Annotated in this window: 13 protein-coding genes; 2 read left to right on the top strand and 11 right to left on the bottom strand. The window is 72.5% G+C overall.

Features of this window, described 5'->3' with window-relative positions:
• Positions 1 to 13 precede the first annotated feature (13 nt).
• A complete protein-coding gene (gene addA, locus ACE101_RS10900) occupies positions 14 to 3,469 on the bottom strand; it encodes a double-strand break repair helicase AddA (protein ID WP_379129057.1) in 3,456 nt (1,151 codons plus the stop codon).
• Positions 3,470 to 3,697: 228 nt separating this feature from the next.
• Here addA and ACE101_RS10905 point away from each other — a divergent pair, with 228 nt between their 5' ends.
• A complete protein-coding gene (locus tag ACE101_RS10905) occupies positions 3,698 to 4,246 on the top strand; it encodes a cytochrome b (protein WP_379129060.1) in 549 nt (182 codons plus the stop codon).
• Between the two features lie 40 nt (positions 4,247 to 4,286).
• Here the strand turns inward: ACE101_RS10905 and ACE101_RS10910 are convergent, their stop codons facing one another.
• From ACE101_RS10910 to ahcY, 7 genes are all read right to left on the bottom strand, one after another.
• On the bottom strand, positions 4,287 to 4,862 hold the full coding sequence (locus tag ACE101_RS10910) for a hypothetical protein (RefSeq protein WP_379129063.1): 576 nt from the start codon (positions 4,860 to 4,862) through the stop codon (positions 4,287 to 4,289).
• The gene (locus ACE101_RS10915) at positions 4,859 to 5,341 is read right to left on the bottom strand and encodes a hypothetical protein (RefSeq protein WP_379129065.1); all 483 of its coding nucleotides are present in this window, start codon (positions 5,339 to 5,341) and stop codon (positions 4,859 to 4,861) included. Before ACE101_RS10915 ends, ACE101_RS10910 begins: the two co-directional genes overlap by 4 nt.
• Before the next feature lie 101 nt (positions 5,342 to 5,442).
• On the bottom strand, positions 5,443 to 8,550 hold the full coding sequence (gene addB, locus ACE101_RS10920; RefSeq protein WP_379129066.1) for a double-strand break repair protein AddB: 3,108 nt from the start codon (positions 8,548 to 8,550) through the stop codon (positions 5,443 to 5,445).
• Positions 8,551 to 8,566: 16 nt separating this feature from the next.
• Positions 8,567 to 9,313, bottom strand: coding sequence for a nucleotidyltransferase family protein (locus ACE101_RS10925; RefSeq protein WP_379129068.1), 747 nt, complete (start codon positions 9,311 to 9,313; stop codon positions 8,567 to 8,569).
• 28 nt (positions 9,314 to 9,341) lie between these two features.
• Positions 9,342 to 10,871 (bottom strand): tRNA (adenosine(37)-N6)-threonylcarbamoyltransferase complex ATPase subunit type 1 TsaE, encoded by a 1,530-nt coding sequence (gene tsaE, locus ACE101_RS10930; protein WP_379129069.1) that lies wholly within the window; start codon positions 10,869 to 10,871, stop codon positions 9,342 to 9,344.
• A gap of 129 nt (positions 10,872 to 11,000) precedes the next feature.
• On the bottom strand, positions 11,001 to 13,493 hold the full coding sequence (locus tag ACE101_RS10935; RefSeq protein WP_379129071.1) for an ATP-binding protein: 2,493 nt from the start codon (positions 13,491 to 13,493) through the stop codon (positions 11,001 to 11,003).
• 305 nt (positions 13,494 to 13,798) lie between these two features.
• Entirely contained in the window at positions 13,799 to 15,205 is a 1,407-nt protein-coding gene (gene ahcY / locus ACE101_RS10940; protein ID WP_379129074.1) for an adenosylhomocysteinase, read from the bottom strand.
• 262 nt (positions 15,206 to 15,467) lie between these two features.
• Here ahcY and ACE101_RS10945 point away from each other — a divergent pair, with 262 nt between their 5' ends.
• Positions 15,468 to 17,102, top strand: coding sequence for an ABC transporter substrate-binding protein (locus ACE101_RS10945; RefSeq protein WP_379129077.1), 1,635 nt, complete (start codon positions 15,468 to 15,470; stop codon positions 17,100 to 17,102).
• Positions 17,103 to 17,235: 133 nt separating this feature from the next.
• On the opposite strand, the gene acmB is transcribed toward ACE101_RS10945, so the two are convergent.
• From acmB to ACE101_RS10960, 3 genes are all read right to left on the bottom strand, one after another.
• Positions 17,236 to 18,429 carry a methyl acetate hydrolase AcmB gene (gene acmB / locus ACE101_RS10950; RefSeq protein WP_379129080.1) on the bottom strand — a complete coding sequence of 398 codons (1,194 nt, stop codon included), beginning with the start codon at positions 18,427 to 18,429 and terminating at the stop codon, positions 17,236 to 17,238.
• Positions 18,430 to 18,494: 65 nt separating this feature from the next.
• Positions 18,495 to 20,141 carry a flavin-containing monooxygenase gene (locus tag ACE101_RS10955; protein WP_379129082.1) on the bottom strand — a complete coding sequence of 549 codons (1,647 nt, stop codon included), beginning with the start codon at positions 20,139 to 20,141 and terminating at the stop codon, positions 18,495 to 18,497.
• A gap of 278 nt (positions 20,142 to 20,419) precedes the next feature.
• On the bottom strand, positions 20,420 to 21,307 hold the full coding sequence (locus ACE101_RS10960) for an AraC family transcriptional regulator (protein ID WP_379129085.1): 888 nt from the start codon (positions 21,305 to 21,307) through the stop codon (positions 20,420 to 20,422).
• Between the last annotated feature and the right edge of the window lie 118 nt (positions 21,308 to 21,425).

Below are 21,425 nucleotides of genomic sequence, written 5' to 3' on the forward strand. Positions count from 1 at the left end.
CCGGCAGGCGGCGTCAGCGCGTCGGGATCGTCGCCAAAGCCGCGGCGCAGTCGGCCTCGCTCAGGCGCCGGATCACCGGCCCGGTGGTCCAGACGAGGAGCGGCACCACCCGGCGCTCCGGATGGATGCGCGCGAGGAGGGCGGCATAGAGCGCGACCTGCGCGGCCATGCCCGCGGGGACCGGCGCGTCGGCCCCGGGCGGACGCCCGGTCTTGAAGTCGCAGAGCCAGACCGTGTCGTCCGTCACCGCGAGCCGGTCGATCCGGCCGTGCACCGGCCATTCGCCGCCGCGCAGCGCGATCCGCCCGGCGATGGTCACCTCGGCCCGCGCCTGCGCCCCGAACAAAACCGCGAGATCCGGATCGGCGAGGAGGCGCATCACCGCGGCCACGATGGCGGCCCGATCGGGCGCGGGCAGGCCCGGGGCGCGGGCCGCCACGAAGGCCGTCGCCGCCGCCTCGCGCCGCTCCGGCGCCACCGCCGGCAGGTGTTCCAGCAGGGCGTGGATCAGCACGCCGCGGCGGCGGGCCGCCGGATCGCTGGAGCGCGCGTCCGAGCGCCGCGGCTCGTCGGCGGCGCCGAGGCCCGAGGGGCGCAGGGGCGGCAGCGGCTCGGCCTCGGGCGCCACCGGCCGGAACAGCCAGCCCGGCGCCTCCGCGGCCTCCGGCGTCGGGACGGGAGCGGCCGGGGCGGCGGGCAAGGCCGCGCCCTCGCGCCAGGTCTCGGCCGGGCCGTAGGGCATCTCGGCCAGCTCGACGCCGCCGAAGGCCGCGACGAGGCCGCGGCGCACCATCTCGCACCACGCCTCCGGGGTCTCTTTCTCGCTGCCCCGGTAGGGGGCGATGACGAGGCGGTCCTTGGCCCGCGTCATGGCGACGTAGAGCAGGCGGTTGTGCTCCTGGCGGGCGCGCTCGTGCAGGGCGTCGCGGGCCGCCGCGAGGGTCGGGCAATCGTGCCCCTTCGATGGGGACCAGACCGGGATCACGCCGTCCTCGACCGGCACGGGCAGCAGCGGCGGGTCGTTGCGGCCGAGGGGCTCGCAGCCGTCGATCAGCACGACGAGGCCGGCCTCCAGGCCCTTGGCCCCGTGCACGGTCATCACCCGCACCTCGTCGCGGACCGATTCGAGGTCGCGCTTCACCGTGTGGCCGCCCGCATCCCGCCCGCCGCTCGGCGCATAGCGGGACAGGAAGCCGGTGAGCGAGGGCGCGTCCGGGCCCTGCTCGGCCTGGGCGGCGGCGGTGAGGAAGACGTCGATGGCGTCCCCCGCCTCGCCGCCGAGGCGCGCCACCAGCCGCGTGCGTCCGCCCCGCGGCCCGAGCAGGTCCGCGTAGAAGCCGAACGGGCCGGTGGCCCGCGCGAGGGCCCGCCATTCCGCCAGGGCCGCGGCCCCCCGCCGCGCCGCCGGATCGCCGGCCTCGGCATGGCGGGCGAGGGCCGCGGCGAGGGATTCGCCCTCCTCGCGCCGGGCGGCGAGGCGCACCAGATCCTCGTCCGACAGGCCGATCAGGGGCGTCTTGAGGGCGGTGGCGAGGGTGAGGTCGTCCTCGGGCAGCAGCGCCGCGCGCCCCGCCGCCACGAGGTCCATCACCGCGATGTGGGCGGCGATGTCGAGCCGGTCCTGGCCGGCCACCGGCACGCCCTCGGCCTTGAGGGCGCGGATCACCCCCTCGAAGGCCGCCGAGCGCTTGCGCACCAGGATCAGGATCTCGCCCGGCCGCCAGACCCTGCCTGATTCGTCGCCCCGCGTGGTCCAGCACCGCACCGCCCGGGCGACCCGGCGGGCCACCACCAGGGCCGGCGCCCCGGCCTCGACGGCGTCCACCGGCTGCACCCAGGCGTCGGGCTCCGGCTCCGGCGAGGGCGTCTCGGCCGGCCACAGCTCCACCTGCCCGGGCGCGCCGAGGCGCACCGTCTCGTGCACGGTGCCGACCGCCTCGTCCCCGAAGGACAATCCGCGAAAATGCTCCGCCAGCGCGAAGGTGGCGTCGACCCCCCGCAGCACGCCCTTGGCGGAGCGGAACGACAGGGTGAGCCCGACATCCTCGAAGGCGAGCCCGGCCCCGAGCGCCGCCCTGCGCCACGCCTGCCGGGTGGTCTCGAACTGCTCGGGCGCCGCGCCCTGGAAGCTGTAGATCGACTGTTTGGGATCACCGACCGCGAAGCGGGTGCGGGGCAGGTCCCCGATCCGCGCGCCCTCGCCGGCGCAGAAATCCTCGGTGATCCGGCGCAGGATCTCCCACTGCTCGGGATTGGTGTCCTGCGCCTCGTCGATCAGGACGTGGTCGACGCCGCGGTCGAGCTTGTAGAGCACCCAGGCCGAATCGACCCGGGTGAGCAGGTCGAGGGTCTTGTGGATCAGGTCGTCGAAGTCGAGGGCGCCGAGGCGGGCCTTCTGCAGCTCGACCCGCCGGTGGATCTCGGCCCCCAGGGTGAACAGGGCGCAGGTGCGGGCATAGGCGCGGGCGGCCTTCAGCCGCTCGCGGAGCCCGAGGAGCCGCGCCTGCTCGTCGAGGAGCGCCCGCTTGGCCGCCTCCGGCACGGATTTGGTGCCGAGCGTCGCGGCGGCATACGGATCCCCCTCCCCCTCGTCCTTGAAGAACACCCCGAGATAGAGCGGCAGGCGCTGGGGCATCTCCGCCGCGGCGGCGAGCGCGAGGGCGTCGGCGCGCTTCTCGTCGGTGGCCTTGCCGGTGCGCAGGGACGCGGCGAGACCGGCCCAATCCGCCGGCCCCTCCGCCAGCATCCGCGCCTCGATGCCGGGGACGGTCTCGCCGGGCGCGAGGCCGAGGGCCTCGCGCAGGCGTTCCAGCCGCGCGAGCGGCCCGTCCGGATGGCCGATGAGCGCGCGCGCGCGCACCGCCTCGCCGATCGCCCGGCGCAGGGCCTCGCCCGCGGCCTCGGGGGCGACGAGGGCGAGCGCCTCGGCGAGATGCGGATGGCCGCCATCGACCGCGGCCGCCAGCACGTTGTCGATGGTGGCGTCCACCGCCTCGCGGCTCTGCGCCTCGTCGAGCACGACGAAGCGGGCCGGCACGTTCGCCTCGAAGGGCACGAGGTGGAGCAGCCGCTCGCAGAGGGCGTGCAGGGTCTCGATCTTGAGCCCGCCCGGCGTCTCGACCGCGCGGGCGAAGAGGCGACGCGCCCGGCGCAGGGTGGCGGCATCCGGCCGCTCGCCTTCGAGCAGGGTCAGCTCGGCGCGCAGCTCGTCCTCCGGCAGGGTCACCCAGCGCCCGAGCCGCTCGAAGACCCGGATCGCCATGTTGGCGGCGGCGGCCTTGGTGAAGGTGAGGCAGAGGATCTTCGCGGGCGCCGCCCCGTGCAGCAGCAGCCGCACGACCCGGTCGGTGAGGACCTTGGTCTTGCCCGCGCCGGCATTGGCGGACACCCAGGCCGAGGCGCGCGGATCCGCGGCGCGGCGCTGCGCGCTCTGCGTGATCGCATCGACCACGAACCCCTCGATCCCCATCCGGCCCCGCTCCCCTCGTCCGCCCGGCGCGAGGCGGCGACGATGGGGCATTGTGCCTGCCGGAAGCTTGCGCCGGATCAAGGCCGGCGGCGCGGGGCGCGGCTTATTCACAGGGAAAGTGGCGCCGGGGCAACGCGTCAGCGGCGCTCCGGCCGGGCCGCGGCGCGTTCGGGCTGGCGCTCAGTTTAGAATCATTCTATGTAGATCCCCCGATCACAGGAGGCATTCATGGCGAGCCCCGCGGCCTCGGGCCCCGAAGACGCTCTGGTCCGCTACGACGCGACCACGATCGCGCTGCACTGGCTGACCGCGGTCCTGGTGGCCGCGCTCTGGATCCTCGGCCAGACCAGCGACTGGTGGCCGCGCGGCCCGCTGCGGAGCAATCTCTGGTCGCTCCACGTGCTTCTCGGCTTCGCCCTCGCGGTGACGCTGGCGACCCGGGTGATCTGGCGCATCGGCCCTGGCCGGGCCCTGCCCTCCGTCCATGACGGGGTGCTGCGGCTGGTGGCCCGTGCCACTCATACGGGCCTCTATCTGCTGCTGCTCCTGGTGGTGGGGCTCGGGCTCGCCGACGCGCTGGTGCGCGGCTTCGTGCTGTTCGGCGTGGTGCCCCTGCCGCAGCTCGGCGACCGGGCGCTGCGCGGACCGATCAACCACTGGCACGAGCTGGCGGCCAACGCCGTGATCGCCGTGGCGGGGCTGCACGCGGCAGCGGGGCTCTTCCACCATTCCGTGCGCCGGGACGGCGTGCTGCGGCGGATGTGGCGGGCGTCGTGAGGGATCGCCCGAACCGCAACACAGCCCGGGCGCAACCGCCTCAAGTTCGCACCGCCTCGATCCGATCGAGTTCCGCTGACAGGATACGATAGGCCGCCTCGACGGTCGGGGGAGCGGCCGGCGCAGACCAGCGCTCGCCATGCGCCAGGAAGTCCCTGTAGGAGACGACGTCCCATACGTCCCTCCTCGGATCGATTGCGCTCGCTGATGATGCGGCGAGCAGGCGCCTGTATCCGCCGAGGTTCGAGAAGTCGTCGGTCGTTCTCGTCAGATCCTGTCGATGCGCGGCAAAGGGATATCCTGTGCCATAATGCTCATTGAGGATGTGACGAGCTTGACTGGTCGCCATGCGGAGCGAGCGGAAGAGGTCGGCTTCGAAGGAGGAGACGAGATCGACGAAGCCTTGACGGCGAATCTGTCGCCCTACGCGCTCGAAATGTTCGAGAAGCGTCTTCCGGCGGTCAGCCGACATCGTTCCGATGATCTCGCCCAAACCGAGCTGGGTGAGGAGTTCGACCGATACCGTCTTCCGGAGCGCGGCCTGCTTCGCATAGCCGTGAGCCCCGATCTGGACCCGAAAGGCACCGTAGGAATCGTCGAGCCGGCGTGTGCTCACATCGCGCTTCCCGCTCGCAGGCCATATTCCTCCAGCAATCCTTCGAGCGCGGCCTCGAGGCTCTCCTTCGTGAGGGGCGTGAGCCGCGTCCGGGAGGTGCGATCCACGAGGTGCCACGCGGGAGCCGCCTCATCGCCCGTCAGGACCAGCACGCGGGGGTCGCCGCTCCCGAGATGCGACATGTCGATCCGGCCGCGCGCGCCGATGACCATCGTGCCTTGCGGGTCCAGTCGCACGATCTCGCGACCGACAACGATATCGAGCTGATCGATCTCGTAGGAGCCCAGGCTCTCCTCGCTGGCGGCCTTCGCATGGCGCTCCAGCTGGATGCCGCCGTCGTCCGTATAGGGCAGAAGCCATTCGGCGATGTCGTCGTAGAGGCGAGACACCTCGGCCCGCCACGCGGAGACGAGATCCGCAGATCGCATCGGCTCGGTTCGCTCCCTCCGCAGCCGTTCCACCGTGTCCCTGAAGGCCATCCGACGCCTCGCACCCGTTGCCGCCGGACGGATCCTACCGCGGCCCGGGAGGCCGACAAGCTCACTCATCGCGCGGCGCGCGACGGGCAGCGGAGCGCGCCCTACACCCCCTCCCCCTCCACCAGCGACCATTCCTTCACCCGCGCCAGATGATCGTAGGCCGAGTAGGCCTTGGCGTATTTCGGATAGGGCCGCGACAGGAAGGCGGCCTCGCCCTGGAGGAAGCGGGCGATCAGGGCCTGGAAGCGGCGGGCATGCTCGTCGACGAGGTCGGCCACCGAGCGCGCCTCGCCCCGCGGCGGCTTGAGGGGCACGGGGTCGAGGGGCACCTTGCCGCCGCCCGCCCGCACGTAGAGGAGGTCCGGCATCTCCGCGCCCGCGGCGATGTCCCGGAAGCCGCCGGCCCGCAGCATGGCGGCCTCCAGGGTGAGCTGCGGGGCGAAGCCGGCGAAGACCTCCCGGGCGCTCGGCGGCTGGCCGGTCTTGAAGTCGATGATGACGGGGCCGCCGCCGCGCCGCACCTCGATCCGGTCGGCGCGGGCGCGCAGCACGAAATCCTCGGCCGGGCCGATCGGAATCGACCAGCGCCCGAAGGTCTCGGCATGGACCCGCCGGAGGCCGGGGCGGCGCTCGGCCTCCCAGGCGAGGAAGGCGCCCGCCATCCGCTCGAAGCGCGGCCACCACTCGGCGTAGAGTTCCGGATAGGCGTCGCTGATCCGCGCGAAGGCGTTGACCGCGAGGTCCATGAGCGGCGCCAGCGGCTCGGCCGGCAGCGCCTCGGGGAAACGCTGCGCGAAGCCGCCGAGCACGTCGTGCACGATGGTGCCGCGGTCGCTGGCGCTCGGCTGCAACGCCACCGGCTCCAGCGGATCGAGGCCGAGCACGTGGCGGGCGAAGACCGCGTAGGGATCGCGCACCAGGGTCTCGACCTCGGTGACGCTGAGCGTGCGCGGGAACAGGGCGGGATCAGGCTTCGGCGCCGGGCGGGCGAGGCGCGGCGGCACCGGCTCGGTGCCGCGGTCGAGAAGGGCCGCCAGGACGCGGAGGCGCTCGCCGGCCTTCACGCGCTCGGCGAAGGCCGCCTCGCCCATGAAGGCGCGCAGGCGCTGCAGGAAACGCGAGGGCACCATCGGCGAGCCCTCGCGCTTGTGGGCGCGGGTGATCACCGCGTCCGGGCAGCCGAGGGCCTGCACGAAGTCGTGGGCGGTCTGGCCGAGCCGGCGCTCGGGGGGCGAGAGGCCCACCGCCCCCCGCATCGGCCGGTTGAGGAAGGCGTCGGTCTCGGCCTTGGGCGGCCAGACGCCCTCGTCGAGCCCGGCGAGCACCACCCGGTCCACCGAGAGCAGGCGCGCTTCGAGGAGGCCGAGGATGCGCAGGCGCGGATGCGGGCTCTCCCGCCGTTCCGCCACCACGCGCTCGCGGGCGAGGGCCGTGAAGAAGGCCGGGTAATCCGAGAAGCGCCCCGCCAGCAGGCCGGTCTCGGCCAGCGCGAGATCGTCGAACAGGCCGTCGAGCACCGCCACCGAGGCGTCCTCCTCGTCGGCATCGGGCCCGGCGAGCAGGAGGTCGCAGGCGGCGCGGTGGTCCTGCGCCAGCGCGACGAGGTCGCGCACGGCGTCGTCCTCGTCGATGAAGAAGTCGCGGAACGTCACCGCGAGCCGCTCCACGAGGTCGGCGGCGGCGTCCCAATCCGCCCCGGTCAGCCGGCGGCGCGGGCGCGGATCGTGGCGGCGCTCCTGGCTCCGGGCGACGCGCAGGGCCTCGGCGATCCCCGCGAAACCCTTGGCGGGGGCGGGGCCGCGCAGGACGCCGATCTCCAGGGCGGCGGCGGCCCGCACCACCTCGGCCCGGCTCAGGCCGAGGCGCACCAGCGGATGGGCGAGGAGCGCCAGCACCCGCTCGGGCTTGGCGTCGAGATGAGCCACGTCGGCGGCGAGCCGGGCGAGCCGGCCGGCGGGGGCCAGCGCCAGCGGCTGCCCGGCGGTGTCGTCCGCCACGATGTCCCAGCGCTTGAGTTCCGCCGCGACGCGGCGGGCGAGCGTCCGGTCCGGGGTGATCAGCGCGGCCGTGCGGCCCGGCTGCTCCAAGGTCTCGCGCAGGGCGGCCGCCACCGCGAGCGCCTCCTCGCGCTCGTCCGCCGCCTCGACGAGGCTCAGGCCCGCCCCGCCCGCCCGGGCGAGGGCCTCGCGCAGGGCGGGGTCGAGATCCGCCCAGGCATCCGTGGTCTCGGCCGGCCGCAGGGCGTGCGAGAGCAGGAGCGCCCGCGCCTCGGCCGCGGCGGAGGGCGCGCCGAGGGGCCGCACCGCGGCCCGCTCGCAGGCGAGCGCGCCGGGGCCGAGGAGCCGGTGCATCACCGCCTGCGGATGGCCGTGGGCCACCGTGTCGCCGCTCTCGATGGCCTCCCAGCCGCCCGCGTCGAGGGCGAGGTCGAGGCCCGGCAGCACCACGGCCCCGCGCGGCAGGCCGGCGATGGCGGCGATCAGGGTCGCGGTGGCGGGGATCGAGCCCGTCGAGCCCGCTACGATGACGGGATCTGCCGGCGGATCGCGGCGCAGGCGGGCGGCCTCGGCCAGCACCAGGGCGCGGCCCCGCGCCACCGGGTCGCTCACCCCCCGCTCGGCCAGGATCACCGGCCAGTGCTCGGCGGCGATCCGCACGAAGTCGAGGGTGAGGGAGAAGTAGCGCGAATACTCGGCCTCGACCGCCTGCGCGATCTGCTCCCAGGGCAGGCCCTCGACCGTGAGGGCGTCCATCAGCCCTTCGAGATCGGCCGCGAGCCCGACCGCGTCGGCCGGCGAGGAGGGCACCCGGAAGGGCACCTCCGCCTCCATCGGCAGGAGCTGCCGGTCGATGCCGGCGGCCCAGGCCTGGACGAGGCGGGCGAGGATCAGCCGCCGTTCGAGCGCCGGGATCGGCGGATGCAGCACCGCCTCCTGGCGCTCCCCGAAGGGCGCGGCGGCGAGGTCGAGTTCCGCCTCGTCGGCCTCGCCGAGGGGGACCATGCGCGGCAGCAGGGCGGCCGGGCCGCAGCGTTCGGCCAGGAGCGCCGCGAGCGCCCGGGTGGCCCGGCGGGTCGGCAGGTAGAGCGTGACGGTCGAGAGCCCGAGCGGGTCCTGCCCGACCGGGCCGACGAGGGTGCCGTCGAGGAGCGCGTCGGCGAGCGTCGCCAGGAAGGGCACGCCGGGCGGGATGGTGAAGACGCCGCTCATCGGACGCCGCGCGCGGTCACGGCTGCGTGGCGCTGGTGCGCACGCGCTCCTCGGCGGCCTGGAGCGCCTCGGGCGTGCCGACATGCAGCCACTGCCCGTCGAGGCGCAGCCCGTGCAGCCGGCCCTGGGCGGCGGCGCGGTCGAACAGCAGGTTCAGGGAGAAGGAGCCGTCCGGCGTGTCGGCGAAGAAGCTCGGCTGGACGACCGCCACCCCGGCATAGACGAAGGGCGAGACCTCCCGCTCGGCCCGGCGCACGAGGCGGCCGTCCTTGTCCATGTGGAAGTCGCCGAGCCCGTCATAGCCGAGGCTCGTCGCCGTCGAGGCGACGAGGAGCAGCATGTCCATCGCGGCCGGGTCCCAGGCCGCGACGAGCCGCCCGAGATTGGGGCGCGGCCCCTCCAGCCAGAAGGAATCCGAGTTGAGGATCAGGAACGGCGCCCCGCCGAGGAGCGGCAGGGCCTTCCGGGCGCCGCCGCCGGTCTCCAGCAGGCGGTCGCGCTCGTCCGAGATGACGATCCGCGGCGGTCCCTTGCGGCGCTCCAGATGCGCCTCCATCAGGTCGGCGAGGTAGTGGACGTTGACCACCACCTCGGCGATGCCGGCCTCGGCCAGCCGGTCGAGGGCGTGGTCCACGAGGGCGCGCCCCCCGACCTCCACCAGGGGCTTGGGCATCGTGGCGGTGATCGGGCGCATGCGCTTGCCGAGCCCTGCGGCCAGCACGAAGGCGCGGGTGATGGCGGAGCTCGGAGAGGTGTGGCTCATCGGCAGGGTTCGGGCAGCGGGCGCAGGGTCAGACGGCGGGAACGAGGCGCGGCAGGCAGGTCTCGTACCAGGCCCGGACGCCCGCGAGCGCCGGGTGGGCGAGGTTGCGGTGGAGGTAGCCCTCGATCCGCGGCAGGTGGGCGAGGTAGCCGGGCTTGCCGTCGCGGCGGTCGAGGCGGGCGAAGATGCCGAGGATCTTGGTGGCCCGCTGGGCCGCCAGCACCGCATAGGCCCGGGCGAAGCCCTGCATGTCGAAATCCGGCTCGCGCAGCTTGCGCTCGCGGGCGTAGAGGCCGAGGAGCCGCAACTCGAACTCCGCCGAGGCGTCGACCCGGGCATCCTGGAGGAGCGAGGCGACGTCGTAGGCGGGGTGTCCCATCACCGCGTCCTGGAAGTCGATGAGGCCGATCCGCTCAATCCCGTCGCGCTCCGGCAGCCAGATCAGGTTCGGCGAGTGGTAGTCGCGCAGGACCCAGGTCGGCCGCTCCGGCGCGATGCCGTCGAGGGCCTCGCTCCAGGCCGCCACGAAGGCGCCGCGCTGCGCCTCCGAGAGCGGCGTGCCGGCGATGTGCGGGGCGTACCAGTCCACCAGGAGTTCGGTCTCGAACAGCAGCGCCTCGCGGTCGTAGGGCGGCAGCTCGTAGTCGCGGCCCTCCGCCACCGGCAGCACGCCGGGCAGGGTGGTGCCGTGCAGCCGGGCCAGGACCTTGACGGCCTCGGCGTAGCGCTCCGGCCGCGGCCCGTTCGCGTCGACCACCGGCTCGGAGCCGAGATCCTCCAGGATCAGGAGGCCCGCATCCAGATCCTCGCCGAGGATCCTGGGCGCGCTCAGGCCGAGCGCCCGCAGGCCCCGGTCCATGGCCACGAAGGCATGCACGCTCTCGGCGAGCTTCACGATCGCGCTGTAGGGCTTGCCGTCGCGCACCGGCGGCCCGTCCGGCCGCGGCGGCGCGATCATCAGCACGGCCTTCGTGCCGTCGGCCTGGGTGAGGCGCTCGTAGGCGCGGCTCGACGCGTCGCCCTGCATGGGCGTGCGCTCCGCCTCGCCCCAGCCGCTGCGGTCGAGGAGGGCGCGCAGCGCGCGGGCCCGCTGCAGCCGCTCGTGCAGGCCGCCGCCGCCGATCAGCCGGGCGAGGCGGGCGGTGTCGCCGAATTCGGGCTTGAGCGCGAGGTCGATGGCGAGCGTCGGGCCGCTGCGCGGCGGCAGCCGGTCGGGCCATTCCACCAGCGCGATCGCCCGCTCGGTCAGCTCGTCGAAGCCGAGTTCCACCAACTCGTCGGGACCGCGCAGGCGGTAGAGGTCGGCATGGACCAGGGGCACGCCGCCCCGCCCCTCGTAGGGCTGGATCAGCGTGAAGGTCGGGCTCGGCACGTCGAGATCGGGATCGCCCGTCATCTCGCGGATCAGGGCGCGGGCGAGCGTGGTCTTGCCGCCGCCGAGCCCGCCCGAGAGGGCCACGAGGTCGCCGGGCCGCAGCAGCTCGGCGAGGAAGCGCCCGAGATCCTCGGTCGCGGTCTCGTCGGGCAGCACGATCTCCCAGGGTGTGCGCGCGTCCATCGCCTCCCGGTCCACTCCGGCATCCCCCCGCCCTCGCGGGCCCAGGGAACCGTCATAAACGAGGAACCTTAATCGAACCACGCCTTCGGAAGGGGGAGTCATCCCGCCCGGCCCGGGATCGGGAGCCCCCTACTCCGCCGCCGCGAGGTTGGGCTCGCTGCCGCCGATCGGGAAGGTGCAGGTGACCTTGGTCCCCTGCCCCGGGGCCGAGGCGATCTCGATGCGCCCGCCATGCAGCTCCACGAAGGAGCGCACGATCGACAGGCCGAGACCCACGCCCCGGTGGCGGGTGCCCAGCGTTTGGCTCTCGAAGCGGTCGAAGACCCGGGCCACCACCTCGGGAGGCATGCCGCGGCCCTGGTCGATGACCGAGAAGCTGATCTCGCGGTCGGTCTTGCGGGCCTGGACCACCACGGTCTGGCCGGGGGCCGAGAAGCCGATGGCGTTCGACAGGAGGTTGAACAGGATCTGGCGGATGCGCTTGCCGTCCGCGACGAAGCCGCCGATGTCGGCCGGCACGTCCCGGTCGAGGGTGATCGCGGCCTCGGCGAGGCGGTCCTCGACGCCCCGCACCGCCGCGGCGATCGTCACCTGCACGTCCACCACCTCGCGCGTCAGCTCCATCGAGCCGGCATCGATCGAGGCGAGGTCGAGGATGTCGTTGATGATGACGAGGAGCGCCGCCGAGGAGCGCATGATGTGGTCGGCGTATTCGCGCTGGCGGGTGTTGAGCGCGCCCACGGTCTCGTCGCCGAGGAGTTCCGTGAAGCCGATGATGTTGGTGAGCGGCGAGCGCAGCTCGTAGGAGACGTGGTGCACGAACTCGTCGCGCAGGCGCGCGGTGCGCTCCAGCGCCTCGTTCTTCTCGGTGAGGGCGCGCTCGACGTTCACGCTCGCGGTGACGTCGATGTGGGTGAGCAGCGTCGCGCCGTCCGGCAGCGGCTGGGCCGCGCAGTCGAGCACCGTGCCGTCCTTGAGTTCGAGCCGGCAGGCGAGGGCGTGGCGCACGTCCATCAGGCCGGTCACGGCGCCGCGGATCTCGGTCCAGGGCTCCTCGGCGAGGCTGAGCGGCCGGCAGAGGGTGATGACCTCGTCGATGTGGGGCTGGCTGCCGAGGAGGTCCGGCCCGATGCGCCAGATCGCCATGAAGGCCCGGTTGGCGAGCTTCAGGCGCCCGTCCGAGCCGAACACCGCCACCGGCTCCTTGAGAGTGTCGAGGGTCTCGCTCTGCACCCGCATCAGGGCGTTGTAGCGGGATTCGAGGTGCACGCGCTCGGAGACGTCGTCGAACAGGTAGGTGAGGCCGCCCTGCGGGTTGGGATCGGCGACGACGCGCAGCGTGCGCCCGTCGGGCAGGTGCCACCAGTTCTCCTGGGCCTCGGCGGCCCGGTAGGCCGAGAGCACGTCGGTCTTCCAGGAGCGGAAATCCGCCTGCTCGGGCAGCTTGCGGGCGTTGCGCAGGGCGTCCAGCACCTCGCCGTCGAGGGGATTCCCGTCGAGGAAGGCCGGGTCGAGATCCCAGAGCTGGCGGTAGGCGGCGTTGTGGAAGATCAGGCGCTGGCGCGCGTCGAAGATCGCCACCGCGGTCGGCAGCTGGTCGAGGGTGCGGACGTTGGCCTCCATCTGCCGTTGCAGATCGGCCCGCACGCTCTCGAGTTCCGACACGTCGACCGCGATGCCGACGCTGCCGCTCTCCACCGCCGCCTCGGTCACGTCGAGGGTGCGCCGGGACCCCGCCATCACGGCCGAGACCCTGAGCGCCCCGCCCTGCCCCTTCGCGCGGCGCCGCTCCGCCTCCTCGCGGGCGGCGCGGTCGAGCAGCTCCGTTCCCTCGGTCAGCGCCCGCTCGCGGTCGCCCGCCTCGACCGCCGCCACGTAGGCGGCGTTGGCCCAGAGCAGCCGGCCGTCCCGGCTCCGGCGCCAGATCGGCTGCGGGATCGCGTCGAGGAGGGTGGCGAGGACCGAGAGGCTGCTGCGGGCCTCCAGCAGGGTCGCGCGCAGTTCCAGCAGTTCCTGGCGCTCGCCGGTGATCTCGCGCAGGCGCAGGAGCGCCCGGCCGCCCACCGCCTGGCCCTGCGCCTCGACGGTGCGCCCGCCGAGCGTCCGCACGGTGAGGCGGAAGCGCTCGCCGCGGCTGCGCAGGGTGTCCACCGCCGCGTCGAGGGCGGCGGCGTCGGAGGCTGGGAGCCAGGTGCCGAAGGCCAGCACCCGCCGCGGCGAGGCGGTGCGCGTGCCGTCCATGGCGAGGCTCGCATCCCCCTCGATCAGCGGCTCGTCGCGCCCGCACCACGTGACGATGATCTGCCGCTCGGAGCCGAGCAGCAGGGCCGCCCGGTCGTGGGCCCCGCGCAGGTCGGCGAGTTCGGTGACGAGGTCGTGCTCGCGCCGCGCCCAGCGCCCGCGCTCACGGATGTGCAGCAGCGACAGGATGGTGGAGAAGACGATCAACCCGATCAGCAGCGCGAGCGCCATCGCGTTGTGCGCGAACGCGCCCGTGGCGGGCACGAGGGCCTGCGCCGCGAAAGCCGCCCCCGGCACCATCGAGACCGCGGCCGAAACCGCCCATGCGCCCGCGACCGCGCCGGCCGACGGCCGGCGGCGCAGCGTCCGTCCTACCCCCATAATCCGTCCCGTTCCCGCGGGGATGCACCGCGCCGCGGCGCCCCGTGTCCCCGACCCCGCCGCGGGGTCTCCCAACCAGAATCACCACGACTGTAGCGCGGTCCCGAATCCGGCCGGAAGCGAAATCGCGGGGGCATTCCGGCCGCCCGGCGCGTCCCTCGCGACCGGGCACAGAAATGCCACACCTGCGGCGGAACAGGGGTGGAACAAAGGCATGGACACGCGACGAGCCCGGCCGTGGGGCCGGGCTCGCTGCTGGCGCGTCCGCAATCCGGTCCGCCCGGCGCGTGCCGGGCGGCGCGGGATCAGTAGCGGTAGTGGTCGGGCTTGAACGGCCCCTGCTCGCTCACGCCGATATAGGCGGCCTGGTCGGGGCGCAGCTTGGTGAGCTTCACGCCGATCTTCTCCAGGTGCAGGGCCGCGACCTTCTCGTCGAGGGCCTTGGGCAAGGTGTAGACCTGCCGGTCGTACTTGCCCTGGTTGGTCCAGAGCTCGATCTGGGCGAGCGTCTGGTTGGTGAAGGAGGCCGACATCACGAAGGAGGGGTGCCCCATCGCGTTGCCGAGGTTCACGAGGCGGCCCTCCGACAGGAGGATGATGCGGTGGCCGTCGGCGAACTCGATCTCGTCCACCTGCGGCTTGATGTTCTGCCACTTCAGGTTCTTGAGACCCGCGACCTGGATCTCGTTGTCGAAGTGGCCGATGTTGCAGACGATGGCCCGGTCCTTCATCGCCCGCATGTGGTCGAGGGTGATGACGTCCTTGTTGCCGGTGGCGGTCACGAAGATGTCGGCGCGCGGCGCCGCGTCCTCCATGGTGGTGACCTCGTAGCCCTCCATGGCGGCCTGGAGCGCGCAGATCGGGTCGACCTCGGAAACCAGCACCCGGCAGCCCGCGTTGCGCAGGGACGCGGCCGAGCCCTTGCCGACGTCGCCGAAGCCCGCGACCATGGCGACCTTGCCGGCCATCATCACGTCGGTGCCGCGGCGGATGCCGTCGACCAGGGATTCGCGGCAGCCGTAGAGGTTGTCGAACTTCGACTTCGTGACCGAGTCGTTCACGTTGATCGCCGGGAAGAGCAGCTTGCCCTCCTTGGCGAGGATGTAGAGGCGGTGCACGCCCGTGGTCGTCTCCTCGGAGACGCCCTTGATCGACTCGGCGAGGCCGGCGAACCAGCCCTTCGGCTTCTCCTTCAGCGTGCGCTTGACGAGCGCGAAGAAGATCTCCTCCTCCTCGGAGCCCGGCGCGTCGAGGAAGGCGGTGTCGCCGCGCTCGGCGCGCAGGCCGGCATGCACGAACATCGTCGCGTCGCCGCCGTCGTCGAGGATCATGTTCGGCATGCCGCCGTCATGCCACTCGAACAGCTTGGCGGTGTAGTCCCAGTACTCGGTGAGGGTCTCGCCCTTCACGGCGAAGACCGGGATGCCGGCGGCCGCGATGGCGGCGGCGGCGTGGTCCTGGGTCGAGTAGATGTTGCAGGACACCCAGCGCAGGTCGGCGCCGAGCGCCTTCAGCGTCTCGATCAGCACCGCGGTCTGGATCGTCATGTGCAGCGAGCCGGCGATCTTGGCGCCCTTGAGGGGCTGGCGCGCGGCGTATTCCTCGCGCACGGCCATCAGGCCGGGCATCTCGGTCTCGGCGATCGCGATTTCCTTGCGGCCGAAATCGGCCAGCCCGATGTCCTTGACGATGTAGTCCTGCGTGCTCGGCATCCTGATGCTCCCTGGCGGCTGCTCGGGCGGGCCTATAGCAGGGGGCGGCGGGACAGGCAATCAAAGATATAAAGATGTCTTTATGCGATCGGGCCGGGCGATCCAGGCTGGACCTTGATCCTGCCGTCCCCCCCTCTGCATCGGCGTGGGAACGACAGCGTCGCCCCGCCGCAGGCCGCCCTTTGGCATGTTGCATACAACTTGCAGAGGGCCGGACGCCAATCACGGCGGCCGGTCAAGGCCGCGTCACTCGGGGTCTTCGATGAGTCAGTTCTCCCTGTCCCGCCGCCAGTTCGTGGCCGGTGCCGCGGCGCTCGCCGCGATGGGACCGACCGGATCCGTGCTCGCCGCGGGCCCGGGCGCGGCAGGCGCGCCCTCCGGCAGCCTGACCTACGGCATCTCGATGTTCGACCTGCCGCTCACCACCGGCCAGCCGGACCGGGGCGCGGGCGGCTACCAGTTCACCGGGCTCACCCTCTACGACCCGCTGGTCGCCTGGGAACTCGACGTCGCCGACCGGCCCGGCAAGCTGATCCCGGGCCTCGCCACGGCCTGGGAGAGCGATCCCGCCGACCGCAGGAACTGGATCTTCCGGCTGCGCGACGGCGTGAGGTTCCACGACGGCTCCGCCTTCGACGCGGATGCGGTGATCTGGAACTTCGACAAGGTGCTGAACGACAAGGCCGCGCATTACGACCAGCGGCAGGCCTCGCAGGTGCGCCCGCGCCTGCCCTCGGTCGCGTCCTACAGGAAGCTCGACGCCATGACCGTGCAGGTCACCACCAAGGCGGTCGACGCGCTCTTCCCCTACCAGATGCTGTGGTTCCTGATCTCCTCGCCCGCGCAGTACGAGGCGGTGGGCCGCGACTGGACCAAGTTCGCCTTCCAGCCCTCGGGCACCGGCCCCTACCGCATCGGCCAGCTCGTGCCCCGGGTGCGGCTCGAACTGGTGCCGAACGCGGGCTACTGGAACCCGAAGCGGATGCCGAAGCTCGCCAAGCTGACGCTCACCTGCATCCCCGACAGCCTCGCCCGCACCAACGCGCTGCTCAGCGGCGAGGTCGACCTCATCGAGACGCCCGCCTCCGACGCGGTGCCGCGCCTCAAGGCGGCGGGCATGCGGGTCACCGGCAACGACACGCCGCATGTCTGGAATTATCACCTGTCGATGCTGGAGGGCAGCCCGTGGCGGGACCTGCGCCTGCGCAGGGCGGCGAACCTCGCCATCGACCGCGACGGCGTGGTCGAGCTCATGGGCGGCCTCGCCACCCCGGCGGTGGGGCAGGTGCAGCCGTCGAGCCCCTGGTTCGGCAAGCCGAGCTTCAAGATCGGCACCGACATCGACGCGGCCCGCAAGCTGGTGCAGGAGGCGGGCTACTCGGCCCGGAATCCCGTGCGCACCAAGTTCATCATCCCGACCGGCGGCTCGGGCCAGATGCTGTCGCTGCCGATCAACGAGTTCGTGCAGCAGAGTTGGGCCGAGGTCGGCATCGCGGTGGAGTTCCAGCCGGTGGAGCTGGAGGTGGCCTACACAGCATGGCGCCAGGGCGCGGCCGACCCGTCGCTCAAGGGCGTCACGGGCAGCAACATCGCCTACGTCACCTCGGACCCGCTCTACGCGATCCTGCGCTTCTACAGTTCGAAGCAGATCGCCCCGACCGGCGTGAACTGGAGCCACTACCGGAACCCGGAGGTGGATGCGCTCTGCGACAAGATCCAGGCGAGCTTCGACCCCGCCGAGCAGGACCGCCTGCTCGCCCGCGTTCACGAGATCGTGGTGGACGACGCGGTGCAGGTCTGGGTGGTGCACGACACCAACCCGCACGCCCTCTCGGCCAAGGTGAAGGGCTACACCCAGGCCCAGCACTGGTTTCAGGACCTCACCGCCCTGAGCTGAGGGCCTGCGCCGGCCGGCGGTCCCGCACCGCCGGCCGGGCTCCCACGGGCTGCATCACGCCCCCGCGCCACTCCGCCCGGATCGCCGGCGATGCGGGTTGCGCCACGGCATCGGGACGCCTGCCGGACGCCCGTCAGGCGGCTTGGCGCTGCCGCAGGCTGCGGTAGAGGGCGGTTTCGAACGCGAGATCGCCGTCGAGGGAGGCCGCATCGCCGAAGGGCAGGATCTGCGTGGCCCAGAAGCCGCCGAGTCCGTTCTCCCGATCGATCCAGTAGAACAGGTTCGCCAGCCCGGCCCAGCCGAGCGCCCCGGCCGGGCGTCCGGTCGGCGCCTCGGCGTCGTTGATCATGAAGCTCAGCCCCCAGGATTTGGGGAGGCCGGGGAAGAACTCGGCGTCGTTGGACAGGGCGGGGATCACGCCGGGCAGCATCGTCACCCGCTGCCCGTCGAGATGGTTCCGGGCCGCCATGCGGACGGTTTCGGGCTCGAGCACGCGTCCGTGCTCCCCCTTCCCGTCGTTCAGCCACATGCGGATGAACCGCATGTAGTCGCCCACCGTGCCGTAGAGGCCGTGACCGCCCATCTCCACCTCGGGATCGGCCGGCAGCTCGAACGCCATCGGCGTCAGGGTGCCGTCGGCGCCCCGTGCGTGCATCCCCGCGAGCCGCTCCCGCATCGGGCCGGACAGCGAGAAGGCCGTGTCCGCCATGCCGAGCGGCTCGAAGATCCGGTCCCGGACCACCGCGCCGAGCCGGCGCCCGGTGATCGCCTCGATCACCTGCCCGCACCAGTCGAGATTGCTGCCGTACTCCCAGCGCTCCCCCGGATCGAACAGGAGCGGCGTCGCCAGCGCCGCCCGGGAGCCGGTGATGATGCTGGGCTGCCCCCTCTCCTCGGCCAGGCGCCGGTAGGTCGGATTGAAGATGTCGTAGCCGAGGCCCGCGGTGTGAAGCAGCAGCATGCGGGTGGTGATCGCGCGCCGCGGTGCGCGCAGCCGCGGCGCGCCATCCTCGCCGAACCCCTCGATGACCTGAAGGCGGCCGATCTCGGGCAGATAGGTCCGGGCGGGGGCGTCGAGGTCGAGCCGGCCCTCCTCGACCAGCTGCAGGGCCGCGGTGCCGGTGATCGCCTTGGTGGTCGAGAAGATCGCGAAGACCGTGTCGGGCGTCATCGCCGCGTCGCGGTCGATCCGGCGCCGGCCGGCGGCGCCCTCGTAGAACGTCCGGTGGCGGTCCGTCGCCATCGCGACGACCCCGGCCACGCCCGGATCCGACGAGACGGCCTCCTGCAGGATCGCGTCGGCCGCCGCGGTGAAATCCTCCGTCATCCTGTCCTCCTCAGTGACGCGAGGGCATGGCGGCATCCGCCGGCCCTTCGGGGTGGGCGCGGCCGTCAGCGCATCGTGAAGCCGGGATAGCCTCGGGCGGCGACCTCCTCGCATTTCTGCCGATAGGTTCCGACGCCGCCGATATAGGACAGGAGCCGTCGCGGCTTACCCGCAACGTTCGATCCCATGTACCAGGAATCGGTCTTCGCCACGAGCGTGGCGTTGGCCAGGGCATCGTGATGGGCGACCCATTCGTCCTGACCGTCGCGCGTGGCCTCGATGACTCTCAGACCGCGCCCGCGCAGGTGGGCGATGCAGTCGCTGATCCATTCCGTCTGCTGCTGGAGGCAGGTCGTCATGTTGCACAGGGCGGCGGAGGGGGCGAGGGGCGCCGCGGTCATGAACAGGTTGGGATAGCCGTGGACCTGGAGCCCCATGGCGGTGCGGATGTCGCGGCCCCACTCCTCGGTCAGGCTGCGCCCGTCCCGGCCGCGGATGTCGATCCGCGTCAGGGCGCCGGTGCCCGCGTCGAAGCCGGTGGCGAGGATGAGGATGTCGAGGGGGTGCTCCGTCCCATCCGCGAGCCGGATTCCGGCCGGCGTGATGCGGACGATCGGATTGTCCCGGACGCCGACCAGCGAGACGTTCGGCCGGTGGAAGACCTCCAGGAAGTTCACCTCCAGCGGCACGCGGCGGGTGCCGAAGCCGTAATCGGCGGGGATCAGGATCTCGCACAGGCGCGGATCCTTCAGCCGCGCGCGCATCGTCTCGCGCACGAAATCCGAGATCTCGGCGCTCGCCGCCTCGTCGAAGAAGATCTCGGCGAAGGAGGCCAGCCAGAGCTTCAGCGAGCCGTCCTCCCAGATCTCCTCCAGGATGGCGCGCCGCTCCTCCGGCATGCGCTCGGCCCAGGCCCCGTTCTCGAAGTCGTACGCGAAGCCGCTGAACGTCCGCGGCAGGCGCTCCGCCAGCCAGGGGAACTTGGCCTTGTAGCTCTCCTGGTCGGACGGCGTGTAGCGGAGGTTCTTCATCGGCAGCACGTATTGCGGCGTGCGGGCGAAGACCGTGAGGTGGCCGACCGCCTCGGCGATGGTCTGGATCACCTGGATGCCGGTGGCGCCGATCCCCACCACGCCGACCCGCCTGCCCGCGAGGTCGACGGGCTCCTTCGGCCAGCGCGCGGTGTGGAAGAGCGGCCCCGCGAAACTCTCCTGCCCCGGGAACACGGAGGTCAGGGGCGCCGACAGCATCCCGCAGCAGGTGATCAGGAACTGAGCGTCGATCTCCTGCCCCCGGCCGGTGGCGATCCGCCAGCGCCCGGCCGTCTCGTCGAACTGCGCGCGCTCGATCGTGGTCTCGAACTGGATGTCCCTGCGCAGATCGAGCCGATCGGCGACGTAGTGCATCCAGCGCTCGATTTCCGGTTGGCCCGGAAATTTCTCGCTCCAGCTCCAGCCCTTGTAGAGTTCATCGGAGAACAGATACTGGTAGATATAGGCTTCCGAATCGAAGCGTGCGCCGGGGTAGCGGTTCCAATACCAGGTTCCGCCGACGTCGGCAGCAGAGTCGAACGCCCTGACGGAGAGGCCCTGCTTGCGCAGCTGATGGAGCTGGTAGAGGCCGGCGACGCCCGCGCCGATCACGACCGCATCCAGCTTCAGCGTTCCGGCCGAGCCGTCGGCCGCGGTTCCGGACATCATGGCATTGGCCATCTGTTTCCTCTCCGAGGATGCGGTGTTCTGTTGATGATTATAGAGACTCCCGATGGTTATAGGGACTGCCGTCAGCCTGCGAACAGGCCGGCCGGGCGGATGGCGCGCGGCCTTGCCCGAGAGGCGTCCCATGCGCCTCCTCTCCGTCTCGTTGCGGCCGCCGACCGGGGCGCGGCCGAGGCGGAGACCTTGCGGGTATCCGGGCCGGAGATCTCGAACGGAAGCGGGCCTCGTGGTGTCCGGACTGGCTGCGGGCCGGGCCCGGGCGCCCCGCGCGGTCAGCCGACCGCCTGCCGGCGGTACTCGGCCGGCGTCACGCCGAGAAGGCGCCGGAACAAGCGCGTCATGTGGCTCTGATCCGCGAAGCCGCATTGCGCGGCGACGACCTTGAGCGGGATCCCGGGCCGCGCCAGCAGCCGCTTGGCGGAGGCGAGGCGCCGCTGCACCACGTAGACGTGGGGCGGGCAACCGAACGCGCACCGGAAGGCCCGCGTGAAGTGGAACAGGCTGAGCCCCGCCACCCCGGCGAGGTCGGCGAGCGACAGGGAGCGGTCGAGATTCTCGTCCACGTAGTCCGCCACTAGCCGGCGCTGTCCGGGCGAGAGGCCGCCGCGCGGCTTCGCCTCGGGAAAGCGCACGTCGGCATAATGGCGCAGGATGTGCGTGCAGGCGAAGGTCGTCAGGGATTCCACGTAGAGCCGGCTGCCGGGTCCATCCTGCCGGGCCTCCTGCACGAGGCAGGTGACGATGCCGGCGAGGACGGAATCGTCGGCGCGCAGCACGTCGCGCAGGTCCACACCGTGCACCGCGCGCTCGTAGATCTCCGCCGCGGTCGCCGCCACCGCCGCGGGCGAGAGGTAGAGATGCACCACCTCGATGGCCTCGCTCCAGCGCCAGTGGGAGGGGGCCGCGTGGGTGAGGAGGGAGATGCTGCCGGGCCGCACCTGCTCGCTGCGCCAGTCCCCGTTGCAGCGACGGTACATCGGCGTGGCGCCCTCCCTGTAGATGACGAGCATGTAGTCCTTCAGCGCCGGCACCGGCACGTCCGACGGCGCATAGCGGTAGCCGCGGAGGCGGATGCTCTCCCAGCGTCGGTCCGTACTGTCCAGGGTCAAATCCCCGGGAACCCACCGGGGCAGTTCATCCGGCGTGATCAGCGCGCCCATCGGGTGTCTCTCCCTGCAACCGGAACCGAACCCCTGCGGCCTTAACCGGCCGTTTCTTCAGGAAGGTTCCTCCACCGGATGGGGGCATCTGTGCGCACCTTGGGTCATCCGGTGAGTG

Source organism: Methylobacterium carpenticola, assembly GCF_042748905.1.
Taxonomy (GTDB): Bacteria; Pseudomonadota; Alphaproteobacteria; order Rhizobiales; family Beijerinckiaceae; genus Methylobacterium; species Methylobacterium carpenticola.